The 14,585-nt window shown below is 72.0% G+C and carries 14 protein-coding genes; 9 read left to right on the top strand and 5 right to left on the bottom strand.

Features of this window, described 5'->3' with window-relative positions; all coding sequences use genetic code 11:
* Window positions 1-62: 62 nt before the first annotated feature.
* The gene (locus ABZ840_RS28655; RefSeq protein WP_361563884.1) at window positions 63-320 is read right to left on the bottom strand and encodes a glutaredoxin domain-containing protein; all 258 of its coding nucleotides are present in this window, start codon (window positions 318-320) and stop codon (window positions 63-65) included.
* Window positions 321-496: 176 nt separating this feature from the next.
* On the opposite strand from ABZ840_RS28655, the gene ABZ840_RS28660 reads away from it, so the two are divergent.
* The 5 genes from ABZ840_RS28660 (at window position 497) to ABZ840_RS28680 (ending at window position 4,871) form a co-directional block, all read left to right on the top strand.
* Window positions 497-2,842, top strand: coding sequence for an ATP-dependent DNA helicase UvrD2 (locus ABZ840_RS28660; protein ID WP_361563886.1), 2,346 nt, complete (start codon window positions 497-499; stop codon window positions 2,840-2,842).
* 193 nt (window positions 2,843-3,035) lie between these two features.
* On the top strand, window positions 3,036-3,389 hold the full coding sequence (locus ABZ840_RS28665; protein ID WP_361563889.1) for a hypothetical protein: 354 nt from the start codon (window positions 3,036-3,038) through the stop codon (window positions 3,387-3,389).
* A 145-nt stretch (window positions 3,390-3,534) separates the two neighbouring features.
* A complete protein-coding gene (locus tag ABZ840_RS28670) occupies window positions 3,535-3,888 on the top strand; it encodes a WhiB family transcriptional regulator (protein ID WP_361563892.1) in 354 nt (117 codons plus the stop codon).
* Entirely contained in the window at window positions 3,885-4,202 is a 318-nt protein-coding gene (locus ABZ840_RS28675; protein ID WP_361563895.1) for a hypothetical protein, read from the top strand. The genes ABZ840_RS28670 and ABZ840_RS28675 overlap by 4 nt, the downstream gene beginning before the upstream one ends.
* A 318-nt stretch (window positions 4,203-4,520) precedes the next feature.
* Window positions 4,521-4,871, top strand: coding sequence for a hypothetical protein (locus ABZ840_RS28680; protein WP_361564108.1), 351 nt, complete (start codon window positions 4,521-4,523; stop codon window positions 4,869-4,871).
* A gap of 114 nt (window positions 4,872-4,985) precedes the next feature.
* Here ABZ840_RS28680 and ABZ840_RS28685 read toward each other — a convergent pair whose 3' ends face one another.
* Together ABZ840_RS28685 and ABZ840_RS28690 are read right to left on the bottom strand one after the other, a co-directional pair.
* A complete protein-coding gene (locus ABZ840_RS28685; RefSeq protein WP_361563898.1) occupies window positions 4,986-6,461 on the bottom strand; it encodes an AarF/ABC1/UbiB kinase family protein in 1,476 nt (491 codons plus the stop codon).
* Between the two features lie 263 nt (window positions 6,462-6,724).
* Window positions 6,725-7,897, bottom strand: coding sequence for a ThiF family adenylyltransferase (locus tag ABZ840_RS28690; protein ID WP_361563900.1), 1,173 nt, complete (start codon window positions 7,895-7,897; stop codon window positions 6,725-6,727).
* Window positions 7,898-8,300: 403 nt separating this feature from the next.
* Here ABZ840_RS28690 and ABZ840_RS28695 point away from each other — a divergent pair, with 403 nt between their 5' ends.
* From ABZ840_RS28695 to ABZ840_RS28710, 4 genes are all read left to right on the top strand, one after another.
* Window positions 8,301-8,900: a M48 family metallopeptidase gene (locus ABZ840_RS28695; RefSeq protein WP_361563903.1), complete on the top strand. Its 600-nt coding sequence runs from the start codon at window positions 8,301-8,303 to the stop codon at window positions 8,898-8,900.
* A gap of 124 nt (window positions 8,901-9,024) precedes the next feature.
* Window positions 9,025-10,746: a TerD family protein gene (locus ABZ840_RS28700; RefSeq protein ID WP_361563906.1), complete on the top strand. Its 1,722-nt coding sequence runs from the start codon at window positions 9,025-9,027 to the stop codon at window positions 10,744-10,746.
* 11 nt (window positions 10,747-10,757) lie between these two features.
* Window positions 10,758-11,441, top strand: coding sequence for an AIM24 family protein (locus tag ABZ840_RS28705; protein WP_361563909.1), 684 nt, complete (start codon window positions 10,758-10,760; stop codon window positions 11,439-11,441).
* 20 nt (window positions 11,442-11,461) lie between these two features.
* On the top strand, window positions 11,462-12,220 hold the full coding sequence (locus ABZ840_RS28710; protein WP_361563912.1) for an AIM24 family protein: 759 nt from the start codon (window positions 11,462-11,464) through the stop codon (window positions 12,218-12,220).
* Window positions 12,221-12,386: 166 nt separating this feature from the next.
* Here ABZ840_RS28710 and ABZ840_RS28715 read toward each other — a convergent pair whose 3' ends face one another.
* Together ABZ840_RS28715 and ABZ840_RS28720 are read right to left on the bottom strand one after the other, a co-directional pair.
* Window positions 12,387-12,917 carry an NUDIX hydrolase gene (locus ABZ840_RS28715; protein ID WP_361564082.1) on the bottom strand — a complete coding sequence of 177 codons (531 nt, stop codon included), beginning with the start codon at window positions 12,915-12,917 and terminating at the stop codon, window positions 12,387-12,389.
* A 2-nt stretch (window positions 12,918-12,919) separates the two neighbouring features.
* Window positions 12,920-14,401, bottom strand: coding sequence for a zinc-dependent metalloprotease (locus tag ABZ840_RS28720; protein ID WP_361563914.1), 1,482 nt, complete (start codon window positions 14,399-14,401; stop codon window positions 12,920-12,922).
* Window positions 14,402-14,585 lie beyond the last annotated feature (184 nt).

Genomic DNA, 14,585 nt, shown 5'->3' on the forward strand with positions numbered 1-14,585 from the left:
CGGTTCCGGCCCTCTGCGTGTCCGGCCTCACAGCGTGGGCCGCGCAATGGTGTGCGCGGGCCTCAGGCGGCGAGCTTCTCCTTGATCCACGCGAGCGGCGGGTTGCCCATCGCATGCTGCTCGCCGCCGGCCTCGGGGACCACGACGACGGTCGGCACCAGCTGGTTGCCGCCGTTCACGGTCTCCACGTACTTCGCGGACTCGGGGTCGTGCTCGATGTTGATCTCGGTGTACGCGATGCCCTCGCGGTCCATCTGGCCCTTGAGCCGACGGCAGTAACCACACCAGGTGGTGCTGTACATCGTGACAGTGCCCGCCATGAGTCTCGCGCTCCTTCTTGCTGCTGCTCGGCGTGGTGGCGGCGGATTGCCGCGACCGCAGTGGTTCAACGCGCACCTACCCCGGACCATTCCCGGCCCTCCGGGGCGCTCGCGGGTGAGTATTCCCGCCTCCTTCCGGCGCTTCCCGCCCCGCACGCTTCCGGCTCCTTCGGGACGTGCGCACAAGTACGACCACCGGCCGCGCCTGTGGACAACATTCCCGGCCGCCGCCACGGACCTGGCAGCATGGCGGGGTGACAGCAGCATCGGACCCCACCCTCTTCCCGCAGGCACCGTCGGCGACGAACTTCCCCGCCGCCCCGGCGGACGCCGACGCGGTGCTGGAAGGGCTCGACCCCGAGCAGCGCGAGGTCGCCACCGCGCTGCACGGCCCCGTCTGCGTGCTGGCCGGTGCGGGTACGGGCAAGACCCGCGCGATCACCCACCGCATCGCGTACGGCGTCCGCGCGGGCATCCTCCAGCCCACCACCGTCCTCGCCGTCACCTTCACCAACCGCGCGGCGGGCGAGATGCGCGGCCGGCTGCGCCAGCTCGGCGCCGCCGGCGTCCAGGCCCGTACGTTCCACTCCGCCGCGCTGCGCCAGCTCCAGTACTTCTGGCCCAAGGCGGTCGGCGGCGAGGTCCCCCGGCTGCTGGACCGCAAGGTCCAGCTGGTCGCCGAGGCCGGCGCCCGCTCCGGCATCCGGCTGGACCGCACCGAGCTGCGTGACGTCACCGGCGAGATCGAATGGTCCAAGGTCACCCAGACCGTCCCCGCCGACTACCCGGCAGCCGTCGCCAAGGCCACCCGCGAGGCCCCCCGCGACCCCGCCGAGATCGCCCAGATCTACCGCACCTACGAGGACCTCAAGCGGGACCGCGGCGTCATCGACTTCGAGGACGTGCTGCTGCTCACCGTCGGCGTGCTCCAGGACCGCCCGGACATCGCCGAGCAGGTCCGCTCCCAGTACCAGCACTTCGTCGTCGACGAGTACCAGGACGTCAGCCCCCTCCAGCAGCGCCTCCTGGAGCTGTGGCTCGGTGACCGCGACAGCCTCTGCGTGGTCGGCGACGCGAGCCAGACGATCTACAGCTTCACCGGCGCCACCCCCGACCACCTGCTGAACTTCCGTACCCGCCACCCCGGCGCGACGGTCGTGAAGCTGGTCCGCGACTACCGCTCCAGCCCCCAGGTCGTCCACCTCGCCAACGGGCTCCTGTCGCAGGCCAGCGGCCGCGCCGCCGAGCACCGCCTGGAGCTGGTCTCCCAGCGCGAGGCGGGCCCGGACCCGGTCCACGTGGAGTACGGCGACGAGCCCGCCGAGGCGGAGGGCACCGCGCGCCGCATCCGCGACCTGATCGCCTCCGGCGTGCCCGCGGGCGAGATAGCCGTCCTCTTCCGCATCAACGCCCAGTCCGAGGTCTACGAACAGGCGCTGGCAGATGCGGGCGTGCCGTACCAGCTCCGCGGCGCCGAGCGGTTCTTCGAGCGTCCGGAGGTGCGCGAGGCCGGTCACAAGCTGCGCGCGGCCGCCCGCTTCGGGGGGAACGACGCGCTGCTGGACGACGCCCAGGACCTGCCCTCGGAGGTGCGGGCCGTCCTGAGCGAGATGGGCTGGGGCGACCGGCCGCCGGCCGGCTCCGGCGCAGTGCGCGACCGCTGGGAGTCGCTGGCGGCGCTGGTCCGGCTCGCCGAGGACTTCGCCCGGGCGCGCCGCGAGGCCACCCTCGCCGACCTGGTCGCCGAGCTGGACGAGCGGGCGAGCGCCCAGCACGCCCCGACGGTCGACGGTGTGACGCTCGCCTCGCTGCACGCCGCCAAGGGCCTGGAGTGGGACGCGGTCTTCCTGGTCGGCCTCACCGACGGCATGCTGCCGATCACGTACGCCAGGACGGACGAGCAGCTGGAGGAGGAGCGCCGCCTGCTGTACGTCGGCATCACCCGTGCGCGGCGCCATCTGAGCCTCTCGTGGGCCCTCTCGCGTTCTCCCGGCGGCCGGGCCCACCGGAGCGCCAGCCGCTTCCTGAAAGCCCTGCGGCCGGGCTCCGGGGCCGCGGGGCACCGCTCGCCCGGCGGGGGCGGCGGCATCGAGCGGGGCGTCGGCGGCACGGCCGCCCGGGGCGAGGAGCGGGAGGCGGTCCGCCGCACGCGGCGCGGGCCGATCCGCTGCCGGGTGTGCGGCCGGGTGCTCTCCGACGGCGGCGAGATCAAGCTGATGCGCTGCGAGGACTGCCCCTCCGAGCTGGACGAGGGGCTGTACGAGCGGCTGCGGGACTGGCGCGAGGGGCAGGCCGCCGCGCTGGGCCAGCCGGCATTCTGCGTCTTCACTGACAAGACGCTGATGGCGATCGCCGAGGCCGTTCCGGGAACCGAACAGGAGCTGGCGGGCATCCCTGGAGTTGTACGGCGCAAGCTCGGCAGATTCGGTGCCGACGTCCTGGCCCTGTGCGCGGGGGAGGAACTCCCGGGTGGAGAACTCGCGGCGGGCCGGGCCGAAGGTGACGAGGACGCTGCGGAATGAAGGCTTCCGGGGAACGTCTCCGATGACGCGGAAAAGTCGTCGGAAAAATAGTTTGCGCGCGCGGAGCGCATCCCCATAGCCTTCGGAAGCACGGAGACAACGGGCCTTCCGAGAACCGTTGGATTCGTGCTGTACTGAACAACCCGGACCGGTTCGCGCCGGTCCCCGAAGACGCCGAAAGGAGGCGAGACCAGTGATCAGCTTCATCGAGACCCAGAAAATGACCGATCTCTCGGTCGTCGCCACCTGCCCGCTCGGCTCTTCGCTCCGTGGCACCGGTCTGTCCGGAGCCGGCCTGTCCGGTTCCGTCCGTCTGTCCGGCGTCGCGGCCCCGCGTCCCGCGTCCCTCGCGATTCTTCCGATTCGCGAGCGCAGCGAGCGACCGACCGAGGCACCTGAGGTAGCAGCAGTGGCAAACGCGCATGCCTTTGCCTTTGCGGCGGCCAATGGTGCCGAATCCCTGACGCAGTACGGCACGACCGAGTACACGCAGCAGAACGACATGTGGGCCTTCCGCGGGCTCGAACCCTGGAGTGATCCAGCCTGATCGGCGAGATCAGGTCGGCACCTTCCAGGGCCGCGGAACCCACACCGGGATCCGCGGCCCTTTTGTTTGTCCTCCGCAGCCGGCGGAGGACGCGATACGACAGCCCAGCCACCAGCCGGGCCGAACAGACGAGGAACACACCACCGTGCAACTCCAGACGCACACCCCGTCCGTCGCCACCGACCTGATTCCCCCGCCCGACACCCAGGAGAACTCCTTGCTTCCCCTCACCGAGCTCGACGACGAGATCGACCGCCTCGGCGCCGCCGTTCCGTGTCGTACCTACGACCCGGAGGTTTTCTTCGCCGAGTCCCCGGCCGACGTCGAGTACGCCAAGTCGCTGTGCCAGACCTGTCCGGTGCGCGAGGCCTGCCTGGCCGGCGCCAAGGACCGCCGCGAGCCCTGGGGTGTCTGGGGCGGTGAGCTCTTCGTCCAGGGCGTTGTCGTCCCCCGGAAGCGCCCGCGTGGCCGTCCGCGCAAGAACCCGGTCGCGGCATGAACACCACCGGCACAGGAACGATCGACCGTCCCGTCACCCGGGACCCCCAGAAGCAGGATCCGACGATGAACCCATCCCTCACCGACATGCCCGCCCCCGCGAACTCCGGCGCGAACGAGCGTCGCCAGAACAGGACCCGCGAAATGCAACTCATCCCAGAAGCCCTGGCTCGCGCGCATATCCATGAGAGGTTGCGCGAGGCCGAGAGGGACCGCAGAGCCCACCGGCTCGCCACGGCCCGCCGCATGCAGCGGCGTGCCGAACGCGCTTCCCTCCGCGCCCGCCGCGCCCTGGCCATGGCCGTCATGCAGTGACCGGCTCGCGAGCCGTTCGACTCACATAGCGCGCCCTACGCCCTTCCCGGGCAGTGCGGCGCGCTATGCGCTTTTCCGAGCGATGACGGGGGAGGGAGACCGAGGGAAGCCAAGGGCACGGGGGAGCGGAAAGCAGGAAATCGTGCGCCGTGGCTTCCGTTCCATGCGCCCGTTGGATGGCACATGCACCCGATGGTCGAACTGTGCGCCGGGTCGCCCGCTCCGTGCGCCGGAAAGGCGGGCCCGTGCTCCGACACGATCCGCATTACCAGTGTCTTCTGCACGTATTGTCGGCCTTGACGGAGATATCGTCGGGCAGTGGACGACGAGACGCATGAGCGGGCGGAGTTGACCGGCAAAACCGACCGGGAGGGCGGCAGCCTCAGAACGGACGCACACCCCCGAACGACGGACCCACACCCCGGACCGAAGGCCCCGAACTCCGGACCGACGGACCCACACGCCGCACCGAATGACACGTCCGAGAGCGGTGAAACGTTCGGGCCCGAGGAGACCACGGTCTGCGCCCTGTGCGGCGCCGTGGTCGACGGCACCCCGCCGACCTGGACCTGTTCCGTGGAAAACGGCACCCGTCGCTACTTCTGCGAAACCTGCGCCCGGACCCACCTGCGAGCCATCGAATCCCGCCTGGACTCGGCCTGGTGGTGACCCCGCCACCCCCTGTCGGGCAGCCGCCTGCGCGGCAATAGCTGTGGCCCGTCGTCCCTCCGGGGCCGCCCCGGCTCCCGAGGGCCGGGGACCGGAGTCGCCTGGTGCGGAGGGTCAGGCGGAGGACTCTTCGGCGGTGTCCTCCTCCGTGGTGTGTGCCTCCGTGGTCTCGGCACTGGTCTCGGGGTTGGTGTCGCGGTTGGTCTGGGTGGGGATCGGGGCGGACTCGGGGTCCGGCACGGGGATCGGGGCCGGGTGGACGAAGCCCGGGAGCCAGCTGATGAGTTCGTCCCGGAGCCGGACCGTCGCACCCAGCTGACACAGCACGCCGATCGTGCTCAGCGTCACCCGGTGTATGAGGAGGTACGACGGCGGGAGGTTCAGCTGCTTGCCCAGCTGGTGGGCGGGGGAGCGGGGGTCGGCGATCCGGGTGGCCTGGTTCCGGATCCAGCCGCGGGTGAAGGTGAACTCCTCGGCCTGGGCCGGCTCGATGATCGGGAGCAGGTAGTCCAGGACCGCGTCCGGCTCCAGCTCGATGGAGTCCTTGACGAACCCCTCCTCGCACAGCAGCTCGTAGACCTCATCGGCCCGGCCGTCCAGCGTCATCCGCAGTGACGTACCGATCGTGGGCGGCAGCCCGTCGGGCAGCCGGTCGACGGTGCCGAAGTCCAGCACCCCCAGCTGCCACTTCTCCGGCGGTCCGTCGGGTGCGTCACCGGTCAGCAGGCGGAAGTTGCCCGGGTGCGGGTCGGCGTGCAGCAGGCCCGTACGGGCGGTGCCGGAGAAGAGGAAGCGGGCCAGCAGCTGCCCGGCACGGTTCCGCTGCTCGGGCGTACCGTGCGAGACGATCTCGGAGAGCGGGATTCCCTCCATCCACTCCGTGACCAGTACCTCGTCACCCTGGTGGACGACGGCCGGCACGACGACGTCGGGGTCGCCGGCGAACTCCTCGGCGTACGTCCGCTGGGCCGCCGCCTCCAGGCCGTAGTCCAGCTCCTCCGAGACCCGGTCGCGCAGCTCGGTGATCAGCGGCTTCACATCCATGCCGGGCACCAGCGGCCCCAGCAGCCGTGCGAACCTGCCCAGTTGGGCGAGGTCGGAGAGCAACGCCTCGCCGGCGCCCGGGTACTGCACCTTCACCGCGACCTCGCGGCCGTCGTGCCAGATCGCCCGGTGCACCTGCCCGATCGAGGCCGCGGCCGAGGGCTTGTCGTCGAACTCCGTGAACAGCTCCCGCCAGTCCTCCCCGAGCCGCTGGGCGAGCACCGTGTGAACAGTGGCGGACGGCAGCGGCGGGGCCGCCTCCTGGAGCTTGGTCAGCGCGGCACGGTAGGGCCCGGCGATCTCTTCCGGAAGCGCCGACTCAAACACCGACAGCGCCTGCCCGAACTTCATGGCGCCGCCCTTGAGCTGGCCCAGCGTTGCGAAAAGCTGCTCGGCGGTGCGCTGCTGGAGCTCGGTGGCGATCATCTCCGCCGGGCGTCCGCCGATGCGCTTGCCCAGCCCGAGTGCGGTGCGCCCGGCGAAGCCCAGGGGGAGGGCGGCGAGCTTGGCCGTCCGCACGACGGCCTTGCGCGGCAGATCAGACATGTGCGCGTCCTCCCAAGATCCCCGCTCCGGCGGGGCGCGTTGTTCCCACGAGTCAGGTCAGTACTCGGTCAATCGGGTTGCTCGGGTCAATCGGGCTGGTCGGATCCATCGGGTGGGGCGAATCGGCCGGATCGGCCGGCCGACTCCACCGGTCGCACCCTTCGGTACGGCCGGGACGGTCGGTCGCGGAGAAGGCGGCGGACGTGTCGGCTCGGTGTGGTGCCGCCATGTGCCCCTCCAACTCGCTCCGGTCCCCAGTGGGGTTACTCCGTCATTGTGGCGTGTCGGGGACGAGGATCCGAGGCGGCTGCGGTGGCAGGGGAGCGCGCCGCGCCACAGACGCACTCAGGATGCGCCTCGATCCGATCGATGTCCCAGCTCGTACAGGGGAGCGCAAGCTCTGTCCGTGCGCCCGTACAGGGTGGCAGATACCCGTCGAGGAAGGTCAGGACCTGTGTCGCGGCAAGCCCCGCCACCGTCGTCGCCAGCGCCGCGTCACACGCGGGAACGGCCGGGGCGGCGCGGCCCGACCGCCACTGGGCCAGCAGCCGCGGCCAGGCCGGCTCGGCCTCCGTGCGGCGCAGCTCCCAGCAGCCGGCGCAGGCCGTGTCCCCGGGGAGCACCAACGGCCCCACCACTCCCGTGGCCTCGACCACGCCTGCGTACAGATGCGGTATGCCGGAGGTGAGAAGCGGCTCGGCGAGCCGGGGATCGGGGGCGTAGGCGGCCAGGCCGTCGCGCGGAGCGAGCACCGTCAGGACGAGCGGACCCGGCTCGCCGATCCGTTCCTCACCTGAGGGCGGCGTGGTGCCGGACGGCGCGGATCCGGGCGAGGAGCGCGGGCGCTTGGTCCACGGGGAGCATTCGTTGACCAGGCGCCGAGCGGAGACGTCCCGGCGTGTGCCGACGCGGTCGGCGGAGAAGCCGGCGGGCAGCACGTCCCACGGCTCGACCCGGCCGCCGTCCAGCACCTCCACCTGCCCGACGCCGGCCGCGGAGAGCAGCGCCGCGATCGACGCGCCCACCCGGCCCGTACCGCGCACGCGGACCCGCGCCGAGCGGCGTGCCCACATCCGTTCGTCCGCACCCGTCCTGTCCCGGTGGTGCACCGACAGGCCGGCCAGGTCCGGGCGCAGCCGGTCGAACGCGGGGAGGTCGGTCCGGAGCGCTTCGCCGACCGGGGAGGCGGGGGCCGGGGTGTCCAGCAGTCCGGCGGCGTCCAGGCGGTCCACCACTTCTCTGGTGTGCTCCGGCGGCAGCTGCAGTGCGGTGGCCTCACGCTCCAGCTGCTCGACGCTGCGGGTGCCGTCGATCAGGCTCAGCAGACTGCCGGTCGCGCTGTCCACGGGGCCCATCACCACGGCATGGGCCGGTGCGACGCCGAAGCGCACGGTGGACCTGTCGCGCCAGCCGCGCCGCAGGGCGGGCTTGAGCATCGGCCGCGGGCCGGGGCGCGGAGCCGGACGCGAAGAGGAAGGGGGAGGGGACGAGGAAGGGGGTGGGGCATGTGGCGTGGTCGGGTGTGGGTGTCGCATGTCGTCCCCCGTTGGTGTGGTGCTGGTCGGTGTGTGACCGGGCGCTGGTGCGGATGCGACGCGGGGCTCGCGGAGACGCCTGCCGGTCGTTCGCCGAGGTCCGGATCTGTCGCACGGATCGAGCATGCGGCAAGCGCCCGGGCCGGCGCCCGGAGTTGTCCACAGGCGGCGGAGATAGTCGTACTAACGCCGAGCCGTCTCTGTGTACCAGTGCCGGGCGTCCGCGTACTCGTCATGGAGGGATTCGCCGGCAACCCGGCTCGGGGACGGGACTTCCCCCGCCGCCAACAGGTAACGTCGGGGCGTGCCCGCCGACCCACTGCATCGTGCCGCCGACCCGCAGCGCCGGAACGCCGCGAGCCCGCAGGGCAGCGGCGCCACGACCAGCGCGGTCGAGGTGCGCAGAAGCTCGCGGAGGCGTCGCACGGTCTCGGCGTACCGAGAGGGCGACCGGACGGTCGTCCTGATCCCGGCCCGGATGTCCGAGGCCGAGGAGCGCCGCTGGGTGACGGTCATGCTGGACAAGCTGGCCGCGCAGGAGAGCAAGCGGATACTGGGCGACGACGAGCTCGCCGAGCGTGCCGAGCGGCTGTCGGCGCAGTACCTGGGCGGCCGGGCCCGCCCGGCTTCGGTGCGCTGGGTCACCAATCAGAACACCCGCTGGGGATCGTGCACCCCCGCCGAGGGCAGCATCCGGCTCTCGCACCGGCTCCAGGGCATGCCGGAGTACGTCATCGACTACGTGCTGCTGCACGAGCTGGCCCATCTGCTCGTTCCCGGGCACGGCCCCAGCTTCTGGGAGCTGTTGACGGCCTACCCCCGTACGGAGCGGGCGCGCGGCTATCTGGAAGGGGTGGTCGCCGCCGGCCGGCTGCCGCACCTGCCCGCCGCACGCAGCGAATGAGCCGTACGGCGCTCCCGGGATTTTCGTGACCGAACCGTCGAACCCCGGCATCGTCCCGTGTCCGAGCCAGCCGTTAGCCTGACGCGCAACGCAATCAAGCTCGGATGGGGGACGGTCGTTACGTATGGCCAGGGAATTCCAACGGGGCCACAAGGCCAGGATCAGTGACCTGACCGCGGGTACGGATCTGTACGTAGGCGTACAGATCGCCGCTCCCGGTCTGACCTTCGACATCAGCTGTTTCGGCCTGGACGCCGACGAACGGCTGTCCGACGACCGGTACTTCGTCTTCTTCAACCAGCCGAAGTCGCCCGAGGAGTCCCTCCAGCAGCTCGGCCCGCAGGCCGGCGACACCGAGTCCTTCCGGGTCACGCTCGACCGGATCCCGCAGCACATCCAGAAGCTGTCCTTCACCGCGGCGATCGACGGCGCGGGCCAGATGTCGCAGATCGGCCCGGGCTACATCCGCATCGTCGCCGGGGGCCAGGAGGTCGCGCGCTACTCCTTCACGGGCGCGGAGTTCAGCACGGAGCGTGCTGTCATGCTCGGCGACTTCTACATGAAGGACGTGTGGCGCTTCGCCGCCGTCGGGCAGGGCTTCGACGGCGGACTGGAAGCGCTGCTGAGGAACTTCGGCGGCGAGGTCGCCGAGGAGCCCGAGGCCGCGCCGCAGCCGGACGCCGCGCCCGGCTTCGCCCCGCCCGCCGCCACCAAGCCGCCGCCCGCCTTCGCGCCGCCCGCCGCTCCCGAGCCGGCCCCGGACTTCGGCGTCCCGTCCCAGCAGCCTGCCCCGGCCCCGGCGCCCGTGCCGCCGCACGCCACGCAGCCGGAGCCCGTCGCCCAGCAGCCGGACGTGCCGCAGCAGTACCCGGCTCCTCAGGCGCCCGCCGCCCCGCAGCCTCAGGCACCCCAGCCGCCCGTCGCGCCGCAGAGCGACCAGCAGGCGCAGATGCACGCGGCCCCGACCATCGCCGCGCCCATGGCGCCGCCCGCCGCCACGCCTCCGCCGCAGGCCCCGTACGGAGCGCAGATCCAGCCCGCTCCGTACGGAGCTCCGGGAGCGCACCCGGGGCAGCCGGTGCCGCCGCCCGGCCAGCCCGGTCCGTACGGCCAGCAGCCGCCCGCCTACGGGCAGCCGGCGCCGCAGGGCAGTGGTGCCTACGTGGTGCCGCAGCAGGGTGCGGGCGCGGGCCTGGAGGCCTCGCTTCAGAAGTACCGGGAGGCCGCCACCGGCCAGCGCTGGACGCCGCAGAGCGAGAAGCTGATCCGCGCCGACCTCGGCATCGACGGACAGCCGGTGCTGGCCCGGCAGGGCAGCATGGTGCTCTACCAGGGCAAGGTCGACTTCAGCTACAAGGGAGCCGGCTTCCGCGGGCGCATCGTGGGCAACGCCACCGGCCAGGAGATGCAGCTGATGCGCTGCTCCGGCCAGGGCCAGGTCTTCTTCGCCGAGAACAGCGCCCACGTGCACCCGATCGAACTGCAAGGCGACGCCATCTGCGTCAACGCCGAGAGCGTGCTCGCCTTCGACGAGTCGCTGCAGCACGAGGTGCGGCGCATCGAAGGGCACGGCATCCCCGGGGGCGCGCTGTTCACGATGCAGTTCCAGGGCACCGGCACGGTTGTCGTGAAGACCTCCGGTACGCCCGTCGTCCTGCCCGTCACGCCGACCACCTTCGCGGACGCCAACGCCATCGTCGCGTGGTCCGCCGCGTCTCAGGTGATCGTCTCCAGCCAGGTGCGGCTGCGCCGCAACGCGTACCCCGGGCACTCCGGCGAGACCGTGAACCTGCAGTTCCGGGGAGCCCCCGGCAACTTCATCGTCGTCCAGCCCTACGAGGTCTGAGGGAGCCCGTCATGACTCAGCAGCAGCTTTCGGGCTATGCCCCGACCGCACCCGCGGCCCGCATGGAGAACCACGGCAGTGCGATGGTGAAGATCGCCATGCAGAGCGGTCAGGACGTCTTCTGCCGCACCGGTTCGATGGTCGCCTACGAGGGCTTCGTCCAGTACGAGCCGAACCCGCCGGCCGTCCGTCAGATGGCCTCCCAGTGGCTGACCGGCGAGGGGACGCCCCTTATGAAGGCCAGCGGGGACGGCCTTCTCTACCTCGCCGACTACGGCGCGGACGTCGTGTGCCTGAACCTCAACGACGACGCGATCTCCGTGAACGGCACCAACCTGCTCGCGTTCGACGCGCACCTCCAGTGGGGCGTGCAGCGCGTCAAGGGGATGGCGAAGTTCGCCGGGCAGGGATTGTTCAACGTGGGGATCTCGGGCACCGGATGGGTCGCCCTGACGTCCCGCGGCACCCCGATCGTCGTCGACTGCGGCCGCGGCGAGGACGAGACCTACGTGGACCCCGACGCGCTCGTGGCCTGGTCGACGAATCTGAACGTGAAGGGCAAGCGCAGCTTCAAGGCGTCCTCGATGATCGGGCGCGGCAGTGGCGAGGCGTACCAGCTCGGCTTCTCCGGCCAGGGCTTCGTGGTCGTACAGCCCAGCGAGGACAGCGCCGACCGGCTCCGGGCCCGGGGCTGAGGGGGAGGACTTACGTAACCATGCAGAGCCCGCTTTTCGCCTACACAGAGGCGCAGACGCAGGACCGGTACGTACTGCAGAACCCGCAGCTCCTGCGGGTCGCGCTGACCGGCCACGAGGACCTGCTCGCCCGTAAGGGCACGATGGTCGCCTATCAGGGGCTGCTCGAATTCGACGGGGAGTACCAGACCCCTAACCAGCGTCGGCAGCGCGCCCGGGCCGGCGAGGGCCTGGACCTGATGCGCGTGTCCGGGCAGGGCACGGTCTACCTGGCCAACCTCGCCCAGCACGTGCACCTCGTGGACGTCGACCACGACGGCCTGACCGTCGACAGCAACTACGTGCTCGCGCTGGACTCCACGCTCCACTGGGAGGTCATCTCCGTGGACAGCCAGTACGGCATCTCGGGAACCGGCAAGTACCAGCTCAACATCTCCGGGCAGGGCAAGGTCGCGCTGATGACCTCGGGCCAGCCGCTGATGATGCAGGTGACGCCCGACAAGTACGTGAACGCCGACGCGGACGCGGTGGTCGCCTGGGCCACCTCGCTGCGCGTCCAGATGCAGGCCCAGACGCACTCCTCGGGGGTGTGGCGGCGCCGCGGCAGCACCGGCGAGGGCTGGGAGCTCAGCTTCCTCGGACAGGGCTACGCGCTCGTCCAGCCCAGCGAGCTGCTGCCGCCGCAGAACGCGGCCATCGGGAACGGCCTCGCGGCGCAGTACGGCATGGGCCAGCACGGCGCCCGCGGGCAGAACCAGGGCAACATCTTCACGAACTGACCGGGTTCACGACCCGACCGGATTCAGGAACCGACCGGACGCCGCCGGGACGGATGCGCAGGGCGCCTCCGGACCGGCAGGGCGCCCGCCAGGGACGCGCGAGAGGGCCCGGCACCTTCCCCGGTGCCGGGCCCTCTCGTGTCCCCTCAGAACCGCGCTCGTCGCCTCAGAGCAGCGCTCGGGTCCGTTCCACGAGCCGGACCACCGACTCGTCGGCCACGCCGGGCACCTCGTCGTACGGGAACCAGCGGAGGTCCAGCGACTCGTCGCTGATCGCCTCCGTGGCGCCCTCGGGAGCCAGCGCGGCGTACTGCACGTCCAGGTGCCACGCGCACGGCGTGTGATGGCGGTCCAGGCGCACCGGGCCGCCGGGCAGCAGCGTCAGGCCCCGGGCGATGCCGGACTCCTCACGCGCCTCGCGCAGCGCCGCGTCCGCCAGCGTCGCGTCCTCGGGCTCGCAGTGGCCGCCCATCTGCAGCCACATGCGCAGCTTCTTGTGCAGCGTGAGCAGCACCCGGCCGCGCGACGGGTCGACCACCAGGGCGCTCGCCGTGATGTGCCCGTCGCCGCAGGGCTTCCACATGCCGTCCGGGTACGCGGCCAGATGATCCAGGTACGCCAGGCGCAGCTGCTCCTGATCGGGCGCGTGCGCGGGCCACTCCTTCAGGACCCGCGCCGCGTCCTCATGAAGGCTCAGGGTCACTTGCCGCCGTCGCCCTCGTCGCCGTCCTCACGCTCCGCAGCGCCGCCCTCGGGGCGCTCGCCCTCGTGCTTGGTCAGGTCCGGCTTGCCACCCTCCGCCGTGCCCTTCGCCGCCTCGCCGAGCATCTTGTCCAGCTCGGAGAAGTCCAGCTGCTCGCGGTGCACGAAGCCGTCCGGGTCGTCCAGGTCCTGCGCCGTGGGCAGCATGTCCGGGTGCGACCACAGGGCGTCCCGGCCCTCCAGGCCGCGCGCGTCCGTGAGCGAGGCCCACAGCCGCGAGGCGTCCCGCAGGCGCCGCGGACGCAGCTCCAGACCGATCAGAGTGGCGAAGGTCTGCTCGGCCGGGCCGCCGGTCGCCCGGCGCCGCCGCAACGTTTCTCGCAGCGCGTCGGCCGACGGGAGGTGCGGTGCCGCCGCGGCGTGCACGACCGCGTCCACCCAGCCCTCGACGAGCGCCAGCGCCGTCTCCAGGCGGGCCAGCGCGGCCTTCTGCTCCGGGGTGTCCTCGGGCTGGAACATGCCCTGCTGAAGGGCGTCCTGCAGCTGCTCGGGGTGGGCCGGGTCGAGCTGGCCGACCGCGTCCTCCAGCTTGCTGGTGTCGACCTTGATGCCGCGCGCGTAGCCCTCGACCGCGCCGAAGAGGTGCGAGCGCAGCCACGGCACGTGGGCGAAGAGGCGCTGGTGGGCGGCCTCGCGCAGGGCCAGGTACAGCCGCACCTCCTCGGGCGGCACGCCCAGGCCGGAGCCGAGCGCCTCGACGTTGCCCGGCAGCAGGGCGGCCTTGCCGGCCGGCCCCAGCGGCAGCCCGACGTCCGTGGAGCCGACGACCTCGCCGGCCAGGGTGCCGAGCGCCTGCCCGATCTGCGTACCGAACATCGCGCCGCCCATGGAGCGCATCATCCCGAGCAGCGGGCCCGCCATGGCCTGCATCTCCTCGGGGAGCACATCGCCCATCGCGGCGCCGACCCGCTCGGCGACCGGGTCCACCAGCTCGCGCCACACCGGGAGGGTCTCCTCGACCCACTCGGCACGGCTCCAGGCCACCACGCTGCCCGCACCCGACGGCAGCGACGTCACGCCGTCCAGCCACAGGTCGGCCAGGCGCACGGCCTCCTCGACCGCGGCCCGCTCGCCGGGCGCGACGCTGGCGTCCTTGCTGCCGTCCGGGGCGCCCTGCGCCACCGTCTGCCGGGCGATGTCCTTGGCCATGTCCCAGTTCACCGGGCCGCCCTCGTACGAGAGCATCTGGCCGAGCTTCTGGAAGGCGGCTCCGAGGTCACCGGGGTTCATCTCGCCCCCGGGCCCGCCCATGCCGCCGAAGAGCGCCGCGAACGGGTTGTCCGCGCCGCCGCTCCCGCCGCCGAACCCGAACGGATTCGCGGGGCCCTGGCTACCTCCCTGGCCGCCCTTCTGCTTGCCGTTGTCGCCGTCCTCCGGCTCCTCCGGCGGAAGGCCGAATCCGAATGGGTTGTCACTCACGGGTTTCCTCGGCTCGTAGGGCCGCCGGCCCCGGGCCGACGGCGGCTGCCCGACATTCCCTTCCAGCCTAGAGGGTGCCCGGCCGTTCTCCGCGGCCGCGGAGAAGACGGCCCGACGCCCCTGTGACACCCCGCGCCGCTGAGGGGCTCGGTGCTTGGCTGTCGGGGTGCCTGCGGCAGGATGG

Origin of the sequence: Streptomyces sp. NPDC047117, from assembly GCF_040643545.1 — a bacterium.
Classification (GTDB): domain Bacteria; phylum Actinomycetota; class Actinomycetes; order Streptomycetales; family Streptomycetaceae; genus Streptomyces.